The organism is Amycolatopsis sp. SB7-3 (genome assembly GCF_041021335.1).
In the GTDB taxonomy this organism is placed as follows: Bacteria; Actinomycetota; Actinomycetes; order Mycobacteriales; family Pseudonocardiaceae; genus Amycolatopsis; species Amycolatopsis japonica.
Genome location: NZ_JBFPJQ010000003.1, coordinates 493,190 through 511,334, shown reverse-complemented (window position 1 = coordinate 511,334; position 18,145 = coordinate 493,190). Strand labels below are relative to the sequence as shown.

Here is an 18,145-nt window from a genome sequence, read left to right as displayed (position 1 = left end):
TCCGAGGAGATCCATGAAGTCCGCCCTGATCGCCACCTGCTGCGCCGCGGCACTCCTGCTTTCCGCCTGCGGCGGGGAAGAGAAGGGCGACAAGACCGTCCGGGCCGACGGCACCCTGGCGCCCGGCAGCACGCTGAAGGTCGGCGAACGCGCCGTCGTCCCGTTCAAGGACGCGGACAAGTCCGGCACGATCGCGATCACCGTGAAGTCGGTCGACCTCGGCCCGAAGGAAGACCTCGCCGAGTTCAAGAACAAGGGCGAAGGCATGCTCCCGGTCTACGTCCGGATGGTGATCGAGAACGTCGGCGGCACGGACCTCTCCGGCACGTCGGTATCGGTGCGCGCGGTGGACCCGAGCGGCAAGAGCACCAAGGTGATCCTGGCCAACAGCACCGCGGCCTGCACAGGCGAGGAGGCGCCCGAGGCCTTCACCACCGCCGGCGCGACCTACGAGACCTGCAAGACCGAAGGCGTCAAGGACGGCGGCGAGGTCGGCGGCGTGATCTTCCGGGAAGGCGACTACCAGGACGACCCCATCACCTGGAAGAAGTGAAAGCACACCCATTAGGCCGATAAGCGTAACCGATTCGTGACCTGCTCTGGTGCGAATGGACCACACCGATGTACTCCCTCATCAACTACGGTGCGTGGCGAGAACGCCGGAGCAGGGTTCGGCGGGGAGTCCGAGGAGATCCATGAAGTTCGACCGTATCGCTCTGTCCGCCGCCGGCTGCGCCGCCGCGCTGCTGCTTTCCGCCTGTGGCGGTGAGGAAAAGGGCGCCAGCCCGGCCCCCGCCCCGTCGCCCGCGCCGACGTCGGCACCCGCGTCCTCGCCCGCGACCAGCGGCACCGTCCCGGTGTCGAACGCGGACGCCACCGCCCCCGGCACCGCGCTCAAGGTCGGCGAACGCGCCGTCGTCCCGTTCAAGTACGGCAACGACAAGAGCGGCACGATCGCGATCACCGTCAAGGCGATCGAACTCGGCCCGAAGGAAGACCTCGCCTCCTACGGCGAGAAGGCCAAGGGCATGACGCCGGTGTACATCCGGATGACGGTGGAGAACGTCGGCGGTACGGACCTCACCTACAGCACGGTGCGGATGCGCGCGGTCGGTCCGGACAACAAGAGCACCGGCGTGATCATCACCGGCGAGACCACCGCCTGCCAGTCCGAGTCGGCGAAGAAGGACTTCAAGACCGTCGGCGCGACCTACGAGACCTGTGAGCTCCAGGCCATCAGGGACGGCGGCGAGGTCGGCGGTGCCGAATTCAACGACGGCGACGGGTACAAGGACGACCCGATCATCTGGAAGAAGTAGCCCCGAACGCGCGTGAAGGCCCCCTTCCCTCGACTGAGCCGAGGGAAGGGGGCCTTCACGCGTTTCGCTGAGGCTGCGAGAGCCGGTTCTCCTGCGTAGCGTTGGCGTGATGGTCCACGTGCACCGGACGATCACCGTCCGCACCCCCGCCCAGACCGTCGTCGGCTATCTGCGGGACTTCGCGCACGCCGAGTCGTGGGATCCCGGCACCGTGTCCTGCACCCGCGCCGACACCGGCCCGATCGCCGTCGGCTCGCAATGGCACAACGTGTCCGAGTTCCGCGGCAAGAAGACGGAGCTGACCTATCGGCTCGACCGGCTGGAGCCGGACCGGATCGTCTTCGTCGGCAGCAACAAGACCGCGACGTCCACCGACGATCTGACGATCTCCGAAGCGGACGGCACGACGACCGTCAGCTACCACGCCACCATCGAGTTCCACGGCCTGGCGAAACTCGCGGACCCCTTCCTCAAACGGCAGTTCGAGAAGATGGGCGACGACCTGGTTCCGGCGATGAAGGCGACCCTCGAGGCGCTTTGACCCGTCACCCTTGCCGTAACTCGCGTGCTTGAAGCCGGAACACGCGTGTTTGGAGCCGGATCGCCTTCAATCACGCGAGTTCCGCCTTCAATCACGCGAGTTCCGCCTTCAATCACGCGTGATCGCCGTCCAAGCACGCGTGATCGCCGGAACGGCTAGGCGCGGGGCGAGCCGACGGGGCCGCTCAGGCGTCGTACGGCGTTCGCGCAGGCGAGGGACTCCAGAAGCGGAACCGTGCGTTCCCAGCCCAGGCAGGCGTCCGTGATGCTCAGGTCGGGCCGGGGCCGGGCGGAGCCGACGTCCTGCCTGCCGTCGGAGAGGTACGACTCGATCATCACGCCGGCCAGGGCGTCGTTGCCCGCCGAGATCTGGTCCGCCAGATCGGCGACGACGACGGGCTGCCGGTTGTGGTCCTTGCCGCTGTTGCCGTGCGAGGCGTCGACGACGAGCCGGTGCGGCAGGCCGGCGGCGGTCAGCGCGTCGAGGGCGTCCGCGACCGCGTGCGCGTGGTGATTGGGTTTCGGACCGCCGCGCAGGACGAGGTGCGCGTCGGGGTTTCCGGCGCTGCGCTGGATCCGCGGCCGTCCGTCGGCGGCGGCGCCCGGGAAGACGTGGGGCAGCGCGGCCGACCGGACGGCGGCCACGGCGGTGTCCAGCCGCCCGGACACGCAGTTCTTCATGCCCACCGGCATCGGCAGCCACGACGCCAGCTGCCGGTGCGGCTGGCTGGCGACGGTCCGCGCGCCGATCGCGCCCCAGCTGATGGTGTCCGCGAAGTACGGCGCCAGGAACGGATCGACGAACTCGTACGCCAGCGGCAGCCCGGTCGCGGCGGCATCGTCCAGGAACCGCCGTCCGATCCGGACCCCGGACGCGAGATCGCCTTTGCCGTCGAGGGTGGGATCGGGCACCAGGCCGGTCCAGCCCGCGATCGTCCGCGGTTTCTCCAGGTAGGCGCGCAGGACCACGACGAGGTCGTCGACGAACCGGCGCGACGCCTCCGCGAGCCGGTGTGCGTACTCGAGCGCCCCGTCGGTGTCATGCACCGAACACGGGCCCACGACGACGAGCAGCCGCGAATCGCGCCGCGCGAGGACGTCGGCGACGGTTTCACGGTGCCGGATGATCTCGTCCGGCACGACGCCGCTCGTGGCCACCTCGGCCGGGCTGGGCAGCTGGTCAAGCATCCGCATGACCTTTCTCCTTGTCGGGGGCGGCTTCCCCGGCCCGGGGCAGCCGCGTCGCACCGGCCACCGCCACGACGGCGAGGCCGAGAACACACCAGAACGCGTCGGCGAAGGCGGCGGCGACATCCGGGCCGCGCGCGGCGAGCCGGGCCTGCAGCACCACGGCCAGCACCGCGGTGCCGATCGAGCCACCGAGCGTGTTGAGCAGATTCAGCGCCCCGGCCGCCCGGGGCAGCCGGGCGGGTTCGACCCGGCGGTAGACGATCGTCATCACCGGCGCGCCGATCAGCGCCGCGCCGAAACCACGCAGCAGCAGGGAAACCACGATCACCCAGTCCGGGAGACCCAGGCCGAGCTGGGTGAACGGGGCGGTGCCGAGGGCGACCAGCCCGATCCCGCTGAGCACCAGGGTGCGCGGCGCGATCCGGTCGACGAGCCGGTTCACCAGTAGCGAACCGGCCGCCGCGCCGATGCCCTGGGGCACCAGCAGCAGGCCGGTGTCCCAAGTGGACAGTCCGGGACCGCGCTGGAGATAGAGCGGGAGCAGGAACATCGTGCCGAACACCGACGCGCCGAGCAGCACCAGCGCCAGCGCGGCCACCCCGAACGGCGGCTTCGTGAACAACCGCGGATCCAGCAGAGGCGCTTCGGCCCGCAGACCGTGCCTCACGAACGCCGCCAGCATCACGACGCCGAGCACGACGGCGATCCCGGCGACCACCGGTGTCCCCTGGTCGAACCAGGTGAGCCCGAAGACCAGGACGGCCAGCCCCGGCGAGAGCAGCAGCGCGCCCCGGAAGTCGAAACGCTCGCCCTTGCCCCCGGGTTCGCTCTCGGGAACCCAGCGCCGGGCCAGGAACACGGCGACCACGCCGATCGGGAGGTTGACGTAGAACAGCCACGGCCAGTCGGCGACCGCGAGGATCGCGCCGCTCGCCAGCGGGCCGAGCACCGGCGACAAGAGCGGCACGAGGCCGACGACGGCGATCACACGGCCGATGCGGTCCCGTCCGGCGGCCCGCGCCAGCAGCGCCTGGCCGGTCGGCGGGAGCAGACCGCCCGCGAGTCCTTGCAGGACACGGAACGCGACGAGCGCGGGCAGTGTCGTCGCCAGCGCGCACAGCAGGGACGCCAGCAGGAACACGACGACGGCGGTGAGCCAGACGCGACGGCCGCCGAACCGGTCGGCGAGCCAGCCGGACGCCGGCACGGCGGTGACCACGGCCAGCAGATACGCCGTCGTCACCCAGTGGACACCGGTGACCGGCGCACCGAACTCGTCGGCGAGGGTGTCGACGCCGACCGAGACGATCGTACTGTCCAAAGTGGCCATGAAGGTGCCGAGCACCAGCACGGCCGCCGTGCGCCACAGTGCGGCGTCGATCGGGCGCGCGGTCACCGCTCCCCCACGTAGCCGGCGGCGTCGCCGTCGAGCCAGGACGGCAGCTTCCGGAGATACCCGACCAGGTCGTCGGCGAGCGACCGGGCGTCGGCCTCCTTCGCGTACAGAACGCCCTCCCAGCCCTGCTCACCGGGAACGACCGTGACGCTCACCGGGTGATGCGTGCGTTCGCGGAACCTCGTCCCGGTGACGGTCAGGCCGGGCGCGGGTTCGCGCAGCTTCGTCGGATCCACCGGATAGTTCTCGAAGACGAGCAGGCTGTCGAACAGCCGCTCGCGCCCGGCCAGCGACGCGAGTTCCGGCAGTCCCATCCGGTGGTGCGCGGCCATCGCCTGCTGCCGCGCCTGCAGATCGGCCAACGCCTCGGCGACGGTTCCGGTGAACCGGGCCCGGACCGGGACACTGTTCGCCAGCAGGCCGATGATGTCCTCGACACCGTCCACATCGGACGTCCGGTTCGAGGTCATCACCCCGAAGCTGACGTCGGGACGTCCGGCGTGGGTCGCGAGCACGGCCGCCCACGCACCCTGCAGCAGAGTGTTGACGGTGAGCCCTCGTTCCGCGCCCAGCTTGGTCAGTTCCGCGACCAGCCGACCGTCCACAGTGAACAGAGCGGGATCGGCGGAGCCTCCGGTACGCGGTAGATGGTCGCCTTCGGGAAGGCCGTCGAGTTCCTTACGCCAGACCCGGACGTCGGCCGAGTGATCGGCCGCGGCGAGCAGGCGCGTGTACCGCGACGGTGGCACCGGCTCCGGCAACGGCTTCCCCGCGTACAGCGCGAACAGTTCGCCGAGGATGCGCGGCGCGGACCAGCCATCGGACAGCAGATGGTGACTGGTCAGCACGAGCGTCTGCATGCCGTGCCTCAGGACGGTGACCCGCCACAACGGGCCGCGCGCCAGGTCGAACGGCTCCGCCAGCTCCTCGTCCAACGCCGCGTCCACTTCGGACACTTCACGCACGCGGAAACCGGCCCGCGGCTCGGCGGGGATCACCTGGACCTCGTGCGACGGCGGGAACACCGCGCCCAGGTTCGGCTGCCGTCGCACCAGTGCGTCCGCCGCCGCCCGCAGCGCCTCGACGTCCAGGTCGCCGGACAGCGTGAACGCCGCCTGCACCCGATACGGGTCCTCTTCCGCCGCCCGGGATTCGCGCAGGATCACCTCCTGCAACGGGGTCAGCGGCATGATCTCGCCGGGCCCTGGGACGTCGGCGGCGAGAGCGTCCAGCTCACGCCGGAAATGCTCGCCCAGCACGACGATCTCGTCTTCGGTGAACAGCGCGGACGGCCACGTGAAGCGGACCCCGAGCGTGCCACCGTCGGGGACCATCGCGTTGACCGTCAGCGCGTACGGCAGCGGCATCTCCGCGCCGCCACCCGAACCGAGCGGATCCGCGTCCGGCGGGCGCTGCCACAGGGTCTCCTCGCTCGGCGGCGCGGGGAAGCGGCCGAGGTAGTTCCAGGCCACCTCCGGCCGCGGGCCGTCGACCTCGAGAATCCCGTGGCCGAGCCCGTCCCCCGCCGCGCGCAGGTGATCACGCACCGCGCGCAGCGCGTCCGGCACCGGTCCGGACGGCGGTGCGATCCGCGCCGGATGCACGGCGGTGAACCAGCCGGCGGTCTGCGCCAGGTCGACCGCGCCCGCGAAATCCGGGGTGTGTCCCGGACGTCCGTGGCTTTCGACGGCGACGAGCAGATCGGCGCCGGTCCCCCGCCAGGCGGCGACGGCTCGGGCGAGCGCGGTCAGCAGCACGGTGTCCGGTCCGGTGCGGTAGGCCGTCGGCAGCACGGTGAGCACGGCGTGGGTCGTGCCCGCGCCGACGTCGATCCGGTGGTGCCGCGCGGTCGCCGCGGTGTCGCGCACCGGTTCGAGCCTGGTCCGGCCGAGTGTGCTCACCGGCGCGGCGGCGACCCCCTGCCAATACCGCATTTCGTCCTCTCGATGCGGGGCGGCCGCGCGCAGCGACCGCGCCCAGCCCAGGAACGACTGGCCGCGCCGGTGCAGGGTGTTGCCGTGGAAGGCCTGTTCGACGTCGTCGAGCAGGACACGCCAGGTCACCGCGTCGGCGACCAGGTGATGCGCCACCAGCAGCAAGCGCCCGGGCCGGTCCCCGGCGTCCGCCAGCACCGCGCGCACCAGAGGTCCGGTGCGCGGGTCCATCCGCGCGACGATCTGCTCGACCTGGGCGTCCAGCGCAGCGCGAGGATCACCGGAGACGCGAACGGCGGTGAGCACGTCGGCACCGGTCACGGCACCGACGTCCGGGACGCGCAGCGCGTCCTCGACCAGATGCGCGCGCAGGACGTCGTGGCGGGCGAGAACGGCGTCGAGCACCGCGGTCCAGCGAGGGACGTCGTCCGCCGACGGCACGCAGATCTCGACCCACTGGCAGAACCCGTCGGCCGCCTTTCCCGCGCGCCGCAGCAGATCCCGCATGATCGGCGTGAGCGGGGCGTCACCGACCGCGGGGGCTTCCTCGGCCCGTTCGGGTTCTCCGCAGCGTGCGGCGATCCCGGCGACCGTGCCGCCTTCGAGGACGTCGCGCGCGGTCAGGTGCAGCCCTTCACGGCGGGCGCGGGAGACCACCCGCAGCGAGGCGATGCTGTCGCCGCCCGCGTCGAGGAACCCATCATCGAGGCCGACGTCGGAGCCGAGAAGTTCGCGGACCACCCGCAGCAGCACGGCTTCCGCCGGGGTCGCGGGTTCCCGGCCGCCGTCGGAGCGGGCTTCCGGCGCGGGCAGCGCGGCCCGGTCCAGTTTGCCGCTCGGGCCGAGCGGGAGCCGGTCCAGCGGCACGAACGCGGTCGGCACCATGTACGCGGGCAGCTCAGCGGCCAGGTATTCGCGCAGTGCGGCGGGATCGGGTTCGGCTCCGTCCACGGGGACGACGTAGGCGACCAGCCGGTCCTCTCGGACGATCACCGCGGCGGCGCGCACGTCGTCGTGCGCGGTCAGCGCGGTCTCGATCTCGCCGAGTTCGATCCGGAACCCGCGCAGTTTGACCTGGTGGTCGGCGCGGCCGAGGAAGACGATCTGCCCGTCCGGGCGCCAACGGACCAGGTCGCCCGTGCGGTACATCCGCTCCCCCGGCGGCCCGAACGGGTCGGCGACGAACCGTTCGGCGGTCAGCGCGGCCCGGCCGACGTAACCCTGCGCGAGCTTCGGCCCCGCCAGGTACAACTCGCCGGTGACGTTCGTACCGACCGGGAGCAGACCACCGTCCAGCACGTACGCGCGGACCTCCGGGTCCGGACGGCCGATCGGCAGCGGGCCGGGGTCGGCCGGGTCGTAGTGCCAGGTGACCGAGTTGATGGTGACCTCGGTCGGCCCGTAGGCGTTGAACAGCGCCCGCCGGTTTCCCCAGCGCCGCGCCAGTTCCGGGTCGAGCCGTTCGGCACCGACGACGAAGAACACGTCCGGGTCGACGGTCGCATCGTCGGGCATCGCGGATAGGAACGACGGCAGCAGGTTGAGCCCGGTGACGCGATGTTCTGCGGCGTAGGCGAGGAGATCGTCGCCGGAGACCCGCACCTCCTCCGGTGCGATCACCGACGTGCCGCCGGACAGCAACGGCAGCATGAACTGCCAGAACGCGACGTCGAAACTCGTCGAGGCGAAATGCAGATACCGCTCGGCGGTCCCGATCCCGACGATGTCCTCCTGCAACGCGATCAGGCTCGGCACGCCGCGATGCGGCACCGCCACGCCCTTGGGTTTGCCGGTGGTGCCCGAGGTGTAGATGACGTAGGCGATCGCGTCCGCGCACGAAGGCACCGCCGGATCCGAGTCCTCAATGGACAGTTCGGCCGGGTGGATCACCGGAAGACCTTCGACGTCCGAAGTGGACACGACGGCGGCGGGCCGGATGTCGCCCAGCATGTAGGCCAGCCGGTCGGCCGGGTAGTCCGGGTCCATCGGCACGTGCACCGCGCCGGCCTTGATCACGCCGAACAGCGCGACCACGAGGTCGACGTCGCGGCGCAACAGGACCGCGACCGGGTCCTGCGGTTTCACCCCGGCGTCGATCAAGGTGTTCGCGAGCCGGTTGGCGCGGCGGTCCAGTTCGGCGTAGGTCAGGCTCCGGTCGCGGCACACGACGGCCTCGGCGTCCGGCGTCTCCCGGACCCAGCGGCCGAACTCCTCCAGCATGCCGCCGCGTTCACGCTTCGGTTCCGGCCCTTCGCCGAGCCGCAGCATCGCGCGTTCTTCCTCGGCGTCGAGCGCGCGCAGCCGGGAGACCGGCCGCATCGGGTCGGCGACGATTTCGTGCAGCATCGCCCGCAGCCAGCGGCCGTAGGACTCGGCCTCCTCGCGGGTGAACGCCTGCGGCTGGTACCCGAGGCCGATCGTGAACTCGTCGCCGGGCAGCACGATCACCGTGAGCGGGTAATGCGTCGCGTCGGTGATATCGACGCCGACGAGGTCGAGGCCGGGTGCCAGCGTGGTGCGGGCGCGGCTGGAGAGCGGGAAGTTCTCCATCACCAGCATCGTGTCGAACAGGTCGCCGACGCCGGCCGCGCGCTGGATGTCCGGCAGCCCGGCGTGATGGTGATCGGTGAGCCGGACGCTTTCGGTGTGCACGCGTTCCAGCACGGCGGCCGCGGTGTCGGCGGCGTCGAACCGCACACGCACCGGGATCGTGCTGCCCAACTGACCGATCATGCGCTCGACGCCCGGGACGTCGGCCGGGCGGCCGGAGACCGGGCAGCCGAAGACCACGTCGCGACGGCCGGTCAGCCTGGCGAGCAGCACTCCCCAGGCGGTCTGGAACACCGTCGTCGGGGTGATGCCGCGTTCACGGGCGAAGGCGCGCAGCCGCTCGCTGAACTCGCCGCCCAGCTCCACGGTGACGCGTTCCGGACGCTCCACAGTGGACTCGACGCTCGCCGGGGCGAGCCGCGTTCCTTCGTCCAATCCGGACAGTGCCTCGCGCCACGCTTCCAGCGCGGCGTCCGGGTCGCGTTCGCCGAGCACCCGGTGGTACTCCGAACGCGGGGGCGCGACCGGGGCCGCCGGGCCGCCGTCGAGTTCGGCATAGGTGGCCAGGAGGGTACGGCCGACCAGCGGCATCGACCAGCCGTCGAGCAGCGCGTGGTGATTGGTGAGCACCAGGCGGTGCTCGTCCGGGCCGAGCGTCAGCAGCAGGAACCGGATCAACGGCGGGGCCGCCGGATCGAAGGGACGGTCGAGTTCGGTGCGGCATTCGACGTCGACCCGGTCCGGCGAGACATGCGCGAATCGCCAATCCAGCGTGACGTCGGCGGGTACCACCTGGACGACCTCGCCCGCGTCGGTGGTGTGCAGGTGGACGCGCAGCGCGGGATGCCGCCGCAGCACTTCCGCTGCGGCCTCGCGCATGCGGTCCGCGTCGAGCGCGCCGCTGAGCAGGGTGACGGCCTGGACCACGTAGACGTCGGTGTCTTCGGTGCCGCGCGCCAGGGTGTGGAACGAGAGCCCGGTCTGCAGCGGGGTCGCGGGCAGGACGTCCTCGACCCGGCCGAGGCGTTCGAGCGCGTCGATGTCTGCCTGGTCGAGGCCGACCAGCGGGAGATCCGACGGGGTGAGCCCACCGCCGTACGGACCGATCCGGGCGGCGTGCTCGGCCATCGCGTCCAGGGCGAGTGACCACGATTCTTGAAGCGCGGCAACACTTTCCTGGGACAGGACGGCACCGGCCGCGGTCCATTCGACGGCGAGTTGCGGACGGCCGTCCTCACGGACGAAACAGTTCAGCGCCAGCACCTGTTCCAGCGACTTGGCGTCCGGTTCGGTGACCGCGAACGGATCTTCCTCCGGCAGGCGCCAGCCGGTACCGGGCAGGGCCGCGAACCGGCCGAGGTAGTTCAGGACGACGTCCGGCGGCGGGACGGCGGCGAGTTCGTCCCGGGTGAGCGGGTCGAGGTACCGCAGGACCCCGAAGCCGACACCGTTGTCGGGAACCGCGCGTTTGGCCTCTTTGGCGGCCCGCAGCAGCTCTCCGGCCGCCGTCACGCCGGCGGGAACGCGCACGGGGTACTCGGCGGTGAACCAGCCGACGGTGCACGAAAGATCCAGGCCGTCATGATCGCGGCCGTGTCCTTCGAGCGACACGGTTTCGGCCTCGACCGGGGCACCGCGCCACGACCTCAGGGCGAGGACGAGCGCGGCGAGCAGGACGTCGTCCGGCCCGGCGCGATAGGCCGCGGGCAGCGCGGTGAGCACCGCTTCGGTCTGCTCCGGGGTGGCGAGGGTGACCGACCGCCGCGCGGTCGCGACCGTGTCGACACCGCGGTCGAGCGGACGGTGGCCGAGACGCGGACCGTCGAGCGCGCCACGCCAATGGTCGAGTTCGCCCCGCCGGGCACCGGAAGTGCCTTGCTCGGCAAGGAGAAGCGCGTGCCGCCGCCATGACGTCCCGACCGGGTCGAGTGGTTCACCGGCACAGGCCGCACGCAGATCCGGCAGCAGAATCCGCCATGAGACCCCGTCGACCGCCAGGTGGTGCAGCACGATGACGAGGTGATCCGGCAGCAACGCGGCCTTGAGCACCCCGGCCCGGAGGTCCAAGGACTCCGCGAGTCGCGCCGCGACCTCGGCCGGTTCGCCGGTCGTCTCGATGACCACGTCCGACGCCTTCACCGCCCCGCGTTCCCGGACCCGCATTTCGTCCTCTAAATGCAGGCGGAGGACGTCGTGGTGGTCCAGGAGCGTTTGCACGCCTTCGGTCAGCAGGCCGGGCGGAAGGTCCTCGTCGAGCCGGACGGCGGTCCACTGGGTGTAGCCGGCGATGGTCGTGACGTCCGGATGCGGATCGAGCAGCGCGCGGACGATCGGCGGCGCGGGCACCACGCCGACCGGCTCGTCCGGCGGGGCGGCCGGGGCGCCGATCTCCGCGCTCGCCGCCGCCAGCGCCTCGAAGCTGCGGCGGGCCAGCAGATCACGTGGACGCAGATCGAGACCGTGGGCGCGCAGCCTGCTGCTGACACTGATCGCGGTGATGCTGTCACCGCCCAGCGCGAAGAAGTCGTCGTCGACGGCGACCTCGTCGACACCGATCACCTCGGCGATGGTGGCGCACAACAGCCGTTCGCGGTCGGTGGCCGCGACGCGTCCGGCCGCCGCGCGCGGGGCGGGCAGCGCCGGACGATCGATCTTCCCGTTGGGGGTCAACGGAAGCGAGTCGAGAACGACGACCGCGGCGGGCACGAGGGGCTCCGGCACCCGCCCGGCGAGTTCCGCACGGACCTCGTCCGGCACGACCTCGCCGACGACGTAACCGACGAGCCTGGGCCCGCGCACCGCGGCGGCGGCCGCGCGCACGCCCGGAACGGCGGCCAGCGCGGCCTCGACCTCACCGAGTTCGACACGGTGACCGCGCACCTTCACCTGGCCGTCACGGCGACCCAGATACTCCAGCCCCCGGCCGGGCACCCAGCGGACGAGGTCGCCGGTGCGGTACATCCGGTCGCCGGGCGCGCCGAACGGATCGGCGACGAATCGTTCGGCGGTCGCGCCGGGACGCCCGAGATAGCCACGCGCCAGATGCGGTCCCGCCAGGTACAGCTCTCCCGGCGTTCCGGCGGGCGCGGGCCGCAACGCGGCGTCGAGCACCCGGACCGCCGTGCCCGGAACCGCGGTGCCGATGGTCGGTTCCCCGTCGTCCAGCCAGGATCCGGCACCGTCCACAGTGGCCTCGGTCGGGCCGTACATGTTGCGGGCGCGGACACCGGACTCGGCGACGCGCCGCCACAGCGCGGGCGGAGTCGCCTCGCCGCCGAGGACGAGCAGCGCGGGCGCGTCGGGGCCGTCGAGCAGTCCGGCGTCGACCAGCGGCGCCGCCATCGAGGGCGTGGTGTCGACGACGTCGATCCGGTCGCGGGCGAACGCGGCCAGCAGTTCGTCGGCGTCCCGCGCGACGTCGGTGCCGTAGACGTGGAGTTCGTGCCCGAACAGCAGCCACATCAGCTGGTCGAGCGCGGAGTCGAAGGCGAACGAGTAGGTGTGCGCGACGCGCAGCCGCCTGCCCGTGGCGCGTTCGGTCTCGGCGACCGTGGTCGCGCGGTGGTGGCGCAGTAACGTCGCGAGCCCGCCGACCCGGCCGAGGACGCCCTTGGGCCGTCCGGTCGAGCCGGACGTGAAGATGACGTACGCGAGATGCTCCGGATGGCGAGGAATCGCGAGCGGCGAAGAGTCTAGAGTGGACAGATCGGTTTCGCCGAGCAGGAGATGCGGCCCCGGCACGATTCCCGGGTCGTGGGCCACCGTGAGCACCGCCCCGGCTTCGGCGGCGAGTTCCCGCAGGCGTTCGACGGGATGCGCCAGGTCCAGCGGCAGGAAGGCGGCCCCTGCGTCGAGCACCGCCAGCAGGGCGACGACGAGATCCGCCGACCGCGGCAGGGCCAGCGCGACGACGTCGTCCGCCCCGACGCCACGAGCCCGCAACGCCCGGGCGAGGCGGTGGACCCGCGTGACGAGTTCGCCCGCGGTCAGCCGTTCGTCACCGAAGACCAGTGCGATGTGTCCGGGATCCAGCCGGTCGAGAAGTTCAGGTACGTCAAGGAGTTCGCTCTCCGGTGCGGGTGTCGACCACGCCGCCAGCACCGTGTCCCGCTCCCCCGCCGGGATCAGGTCCGCGCCCGCGACCGCCGGGCCGTCCGGCTCGGTCAGCGCGGTGATCAGGCAGCGCAACGCGGTCAGCTTGGCATCGACGGCGGCCTGGTCGTGTGTCCGCGCGTCGACCTCGAACCCGAGCAGCAGCCCGCCGTCCGAGGTCGGCAGCACCGACAGCCCCATGTCCTCCGGCGGCCCGCCCGCGACGTTGCGCATCGTGCCGTGCGAGCCCGCGAAGTCGAGCTTCAGGTCGAACGCCTTGAGGTTGATGCCGCGGCCGTGCAGCAGCGCTCCGGCGCCGGGCACGGCGAGATCCTGCGGCAGGTCTTCCCCGCGATAACGCTGGTGCGTGCGCATTTCCTTCAGCGCGCCCGCGACCCGCGCGGTCAGCTCGGCCGCCGAGTCCCCCGGGAGCACCGTGACCCGCAGCGGCAGCACGTTGACCGCCATCGCCGGAGTCCGCAGCGCCGCGCCCTCGCGGCACATCAACGGCATCGCGAACACGACGTCGGTCCAGCCGAGCACGCGGTGCAGGAACGCGGCGTAGCAGGCGATCAGCGCGTCACCCCACGTCGTCCCGGCGCGTTTGCCCAGTTCACGAAGCCGAGCGACGTCCGAAGCCGGCAGGACCGACCGGGCGGTGACAGTGTGCTCGGGCGGGCCGGACGCGCTGCCGACGTCGTCGAGATCCGGCAACGGCGTGAACCGCTCGCGCCAGTACTCACGGTCCTGGGCGAACCGTTCGCTCTCGCGGTAGGCGCGATCGGCCTCGACGAGGTCGGTGAACCGGGCGAACGTCGAAGCCGGGATGTCCTTGCCCTGCACCGAAGCGGTGTAGCGGGCCGCCGTCCGGCGGGCGAGCATCGCCGCGGTGTAGCCGTCGAACACCAGGTGGTGCCCGAGCTGGGTGAACCACACGTGCGAGCCGGACAGCCGCAGCACGAGATGGGCGAACAGGGGCCGGTCCACCATCCCGCGGCAGGCTTCGGCGACGCGGCGGCGTTCGTCGTCCACGCGCTCGTGCGCGGCGGCGACCGGATCGGCCTCACCGCGCAGATCGACGACCTCCGGCAGCGGCAGCGCGTCTTCCGACACGACCTGGCGCGGACCGTCCGGCGTCTCGAAGACCCGCAGCCGCAGGCTGTCCGCCTCTTCGGCGGTCGCCCGGATCGCTTCGGTCAGCGCGACGACGTCGACCGCCTTGTCGCCGACGATCTCGATGACGTCACCGACGACGTAGTAGGGCGAGTCGGGTTCGAGGCGCTGCGCGGTCCAGATCCCCAGCTGGGCGCCGGTCAGGTTCAGCATGAAGGCACCACCATCGGGGTTCCGGTCACCGGGTCGGGCACGACGACGCTGGGGAGATCGAAGACCTCCTTCATCAGCTCCGCGTCGACGATGTCGGACGGCGCGCCCTCGGCGACGATCCGGCCGTCCCGCAGGGCGACGAGGTGATCGGCGTACCGGCAGGCCTGGTTGATGTCGTGCAGGACGGCGATCACCGTGCGGCCCTCGTCGCGCAGGCGCGCCAGCAGGCTCAGCAACTGGTACTGGTGTGCGATGTCCAAAAAGGACGTCGGTTCGTCGAGCAGCAGATACGGCGTCTTCTGCGCCAGCACCAGCGCCACCCACACGCGCTGACGCTGCCCGCCCGAGAGCTCCTGCACCGGCCGGTCGGCCAGTCCCGCCACCCCGGCGGCGGTCATCGCGTCGAGCACCGCGCGTTCGTCCTCTTCGGACCAGGTGGCGAACAACGACTGGTGCGGGAACCGGCCGCGCGCGATCAACTGCCGGACACGGACGTCCTCCGGCGCGACCGGATCCTGCGGCAGGAACCCGAGCTCCCGCGCCAAACCCTTCCCGGGAAAGGAACCCACGTCCTTGCCGTCGAGCAGGACCTCGCCGTCCGACGGGCGCAGCAGCCGGACGAACGCGCGCAGCAGGGTGGACTTGCCGCACGCGTTCGGTCCGACGACGGCGGTGAACGCGCGGTCGGGCACGTCGAGGCTCAGCCGGGTCGACACGACCCGGTCGCCGTAGCGCAGGGTCAGGTCCCGAGCGGTCAAGCGGGCACTCATGTGCGCCGCACCTCCTTGGTGAGCAGCCAGATCAGGTAGCCGCCGCCGATCACGGTGCTGACCACACCGACCGGCAGCGATTCCGGCGCGAGCAACATCTGGGCGGCCAGGTCGGCACTGGTGAGCAGCACGGCGCCGGTGAGGGCGGCGGGCAGCAGGGCGATACCGGGCGTGCGGGCCAGCCGCCGTCCGATCTGCGGTGCGGCCAGCGCGATGAACGCGATCGGGCCCGCCACGGCGGTGACCGTGGCCGTGCAGCCGACCCCGATCAGCACCAGGACCAGCCGCAGCCGGTCCCAGCGGACCCCGGTGGTGACCGCCAGCGCACCGCCGAGCGCGGCCTGGTGCAGCGCCGGCGCCCTGGTGAACAGCACGACGAACAGCACCGCGAGGACCCCGAACGGGATGGCGACGTCGTCCCAGCCGACCCCGTTGAGGGAACCGGCGTTCCAGCCGACGGCCGCGATCGCGATCTCGAGTTCCGCGCGCAGCACGATCCACGAGTTGAACGCGGTCAGCATCGCGTTGATCGCGATGCCGATGACGATCAGCCGCAGCCCGGACAACCCGCCACCGAGCGACAACGCGTAGACGATGGCCGCCGTGATCACGCCGCCGAGCACCGAACCGATGGTCAGCTGCGTCGACGTCCCCGAGAGGACGGTGATCGCGAACAGCGCGCCGGTGTACGCACCGGCGTCGAGACCGATCACGTCCGGGCTGCCGAGCGGGTTGCGGGTGACGTTCTGGAAGATCGCGCCAGCCAGGCCGAGCCCGGCACCGAACACCAGCCCGGCCAGTACCCGGGGCAGCCGCCATTCGCGGATGACCACGCCCGGCCCGCCACCGGATCCGGTGAGCGCGGCGAACACGCGGGCGGGGCTCGCCCACGCGGCGCCGTAGCAGAGCCCGAGCAGCGTCAGGCCGGCGATGACCACCAGCATCGCCACGAGGAAGACGAGGGTGCGGCGTTCCATCCGGGCGGAGAACCGCCCGCGCCGCAGGACGAATGTGGTCACAGCGGCGCCGCCCCGTATTTGCGGACGGCCCAGATCAGCACCGGGCCGCCGAGGAACGCGGTCACGATCGCCACCGGCACCTCACCGGTCGGCAGCAGGACCCGGGAGCCGACGTCCGCGGCCAGCATCAGGACCGGGCCGAGCAGTGCGGCGAACGCGATCAGCCACGGAATCGACGCGCCGGCCACCCGCCGCGCCAGATGCGGCACGATCAGCCCGACGAACAGGATCGGCCCGGCCAGCGCGGTCGCCGCGCCCGCCATCAGCGTGATCAGCAGCAGGGTGACCGTCCGGACGCGCGCGACGTTCGCGCCGAGCGTATGCGCGACCGTCTCGCCGAGCGCGATGGCGTTCAGCTGGCGGCTCACCGCGAACGCGCCCAGCAGGGACAGGCCGATGACGATCAGCGGGATCGTGGTCGGCGCCTGTTCGCGACCGGCCAGTGAACCCACCGACCAGAACCGGTAGACGTCGAAGGTGTCCGGGAACAGCAGCCGCAGGCCGAGGGTGAGTCCCAGCAGCACGGCGCTCAGCGCTGTCCCGGCGAGCACGAGCCGCAGCGGCGACTTGCTGCCGACGGCGTACACCAGCGCCGAAGCGCCGACCGCGCCCAAGACCGCGAGCCCCAGTTCGGCGGGTGCCGACGCGGCGAGGCCGAACGAAGACCCGACCGCGATGGCGAACCCGGCCCCGGCGGTCACGCCGAGCACGCCGGGTTCGGCCAAAGCGTTGCGCGACAAGGCTTGCACGAGCACGCCGCCGACGGCGAGCGCCGCGCCGACCCCGATCGCCAGCACCGCCCTCGGCATCCGGATGTCCAGGACCACCGCCCGGTCACTCGGATTCCCCTCGCCCAGCAGGGCGCGCACGACCTCGCCGGGGGCGATGGCGTGCGCGCCGATGCCGACGCTCAGCACGGCGACCACGACGAGCCCGAGCAGTGCGGCGCCGAGCAGCGCGGACCGCCCGGTGGTGGTCACTTCTTCAGCAGCGGCGCGAACGCCTGGTCGACGGCGTCCAAAGTGGACGTCGCGGCCCGGTAGGTGGCGGCCTCGGTGAAGCGGAACGGGTAGACCTTGCCCGCCTTCACCGCGGGGAGTTCCTTCCACAGCGGCGAGTCGAGGACGTACTTGACCGGCGCGGGCACGGAGCCGTCGGCGGCGACCGAGTAGGTGATCGCGTCGGCCTGGGCGAACGCGGTCGGCAGTTCCTCGATCGACGGGTACTCGCTGACGTCCTTCGAGCCACCGCCCTTGACCTTGACCTGGCCGTAGTACGTGGCACCGATGTCCTGCGCGATGTTGGTGCCCCAGGAACCGTTGAACTCACGCTGGAAGTTGCCCTTGGCGACCTCGCCGTAGGCACCGACGTGGCCCAGCTTCAGCTGCGGCACCACGGCCTTGTACTTCTCGGCCAGCGCCTTGGCCTTGGTGTCGTACGCGGTCTTCAGCGCGTCGAACCCGGCGGCCGCACCGGCGGCGTCGGCCTGCTTGCGCGACAGCTCACGCCACATCGACGGAACCGACGGACCGATCGCCACGACCGGCGCGATCGCTTCGAGCCGCTTGATGTCGATGTCGGCGAGCACCGGCTTCGGCACGCCGATCACGATGAGATCCGGATCGGCCTGCGCGATCGCCTCGTAGTTCGTCTCCGACGCCGACTCGCCAGCGACCTTCGCCAGCTCGTCGTACTTCTTGCGCTCCTGCTCGTTGAACAGCGGGATCCCGCGCTTCCAGCTGGACACCCCGACCAGCGGCGCGCCCGCTTCGAGCAGGGCGGGCACGGCGTAGCCGGTGGCGATGACCCGCTTCGGCGAGACCGGGATGGTGATCTGGCCGTTGTCGGCGGCGAACACCCGGGTCTGACCGCCGTCGGCGGCCTTGCCGTCTTCGCCCGCGCCGCAGGCGGTGGCCGCGGTCACGACCGTCAAAGCGAGCGCGAGCGCTCCGGCGAGGCGTCGGGTTCTAGTGGTGCGCATGGATTTCCTCGGTTTTCTTGGTGGGGA

General features: G+C 71.7%; 10 protein-coding genes. 3 read left to right on the top strand and 7 right to left on the bottom strand.

Going from position 1 to position 18,145, the window contains the following annotated elements:
• Window positions 1–13: 13 nt before the first annotated feature.
• The 3 genes from AB8M46_RS26885 (at window position 14) to AB8M46_RS26875 (ending at window position 1,860) form a co-directional block, all read left to right on the top strand.
• Window positions 14–553, top strand: a complete 540-nt coding sequence (locus AB8M46_RS26885) for a hypothetical protein (RefSeq protein ID WP_394362042.1) — start codon at window positions 14–16, stop codon at window positions 551–553.
• Window positions 554–695: 142 nt separating this feature from the next.
• Window positions 696–1,319: a hypothetical protein gene (locus AB8M46_RS26880; protein WP_037336916.1), complete on the top strand. Its 624-nt coding sequence runs from the start codon at window positions 696–698 to the stop codon at window positions 1,317–1,319.
• Between the two features lie 109 nt (window positions 1,320–1,428).
• Window positions 1,429–1,860, top strand: a complete 432-nt coding sequence (locus AB8M46_RS26875; RefSeq protein ID WP_073842588.1) for an SRPBCC family protein — start codon at window positions 1,429–1,431, stop codon at window positions 1,858–1,860.
• Between the two features lie 155 nt (window positions 1,861–2,015).
• Here AB8M46_RS26875 and AB8M46_RS26870 read toward each other — a convergent pair whose 3' ends face one another.
• From AB8M46_RS26870 to AB8M46_RS26840, 7 genes are read right to left on the bottom strand one after another with little or no spacing between them, the layout of a single operon-like run.
• Window positions 2,016–3,053, bottom strand: a complete 1,038-nt coding sequence (locus AB8M46_RS26870; RefSeq protein ID WP_394362041.1) for a 3-deoxy-7-phosphoheptulonate synthase — start codon at window positions 3,051–3,053, stop codon at window positions 2,016–2,018.
• Window positions 3,040–4,446, bottom strand: a complete 1,407-nt coding sequence (locus AB8M46_RS26865; protein WP_394362040.1) for a DHA2 family efflux MFS transporter permease subunit — start codon at window positions 4,444–4,446, stop codon at window positions 3,040–3,042. Before AB8M46_RS26865 ends, AB8M46_RS26870 begins: the two co-directional genes overlap by 14 nt.
• Window positions 4,443–14,348, bottom strand: a complete 9,906-nt coding sequence (locus AB8M46_RS26860) for an amino acid adenylation domain-containing protein (RefSeq protein WP_394362039.1) — start codon at window positions 14,346–14,348, stop codon at window positions 4,443–4,445. The genes AB8M46_RS26865 and AB8M46_RS26860 overlap by 4 nt, the downstream gene beginning before the upstream one ends.
• Window positions 14,342–15,118: an ABC transporter ATP-binding protein gene (locus AB8M46_RS26855; protein ID WP_037336902.1), complete on the bottom strand. Its 777-nt coding sequence runs from the start codon at window positions 15,116–15,118 to the stop codon at window positions 14,342–14,344. Before AB8M46_RS26855 ends, AB8M46_RS26860 begins: the two co-directional genes overlap by 7 nt.
• Window positions 15,115–16,095 (bottom strand): FecCD family ABC transporter permease, encoded by a 981-nt coding sequence (locus tag AB8M46_RS26850; RefSeq protein WP_394362152.1) that lies wholly within the window; start codon window positions 16,093–16,095, stop codon window positions 15,115–15,117. The genes AB8M46_RS26855 and AB8M46_RS26850 overlap by 4 nt, the downstream gene beginning before the upstream one ends.
• Before the next feature lie 38 nt (window positions 16,096–16,133).
• Complete coding sequence (locus AB8M46_RS26845) at window positions 16,134–17,117, bottom strand: FecCD family ABC transporter permease (protein WP_378424871.1); 984 nt, start codon at window positions 17,115–17,117, stop codon at window positions 16,134–16,136.
• Window positions 17,114–18,118 carry an ABC transporter substrate-binding protein gene (locus AB8M46_RS26840; protein ID WP_037336897.1) on the bottom strand — a complete coding sequence of 335 codons (1,005 nt, stop codon included), beginning with the start codon at window positions 18,116–18,118 and terminating at the stop codon, window positions 17,114–17,116. The genes AB8M46_RS26845 and AB8M46_RS26840 overlap by 4 nt, the downstream gene beginning before the upstream one ends.
• Between the last annotated feature and the right edge of the window lie 27 nt (window positions 18,119–18,145).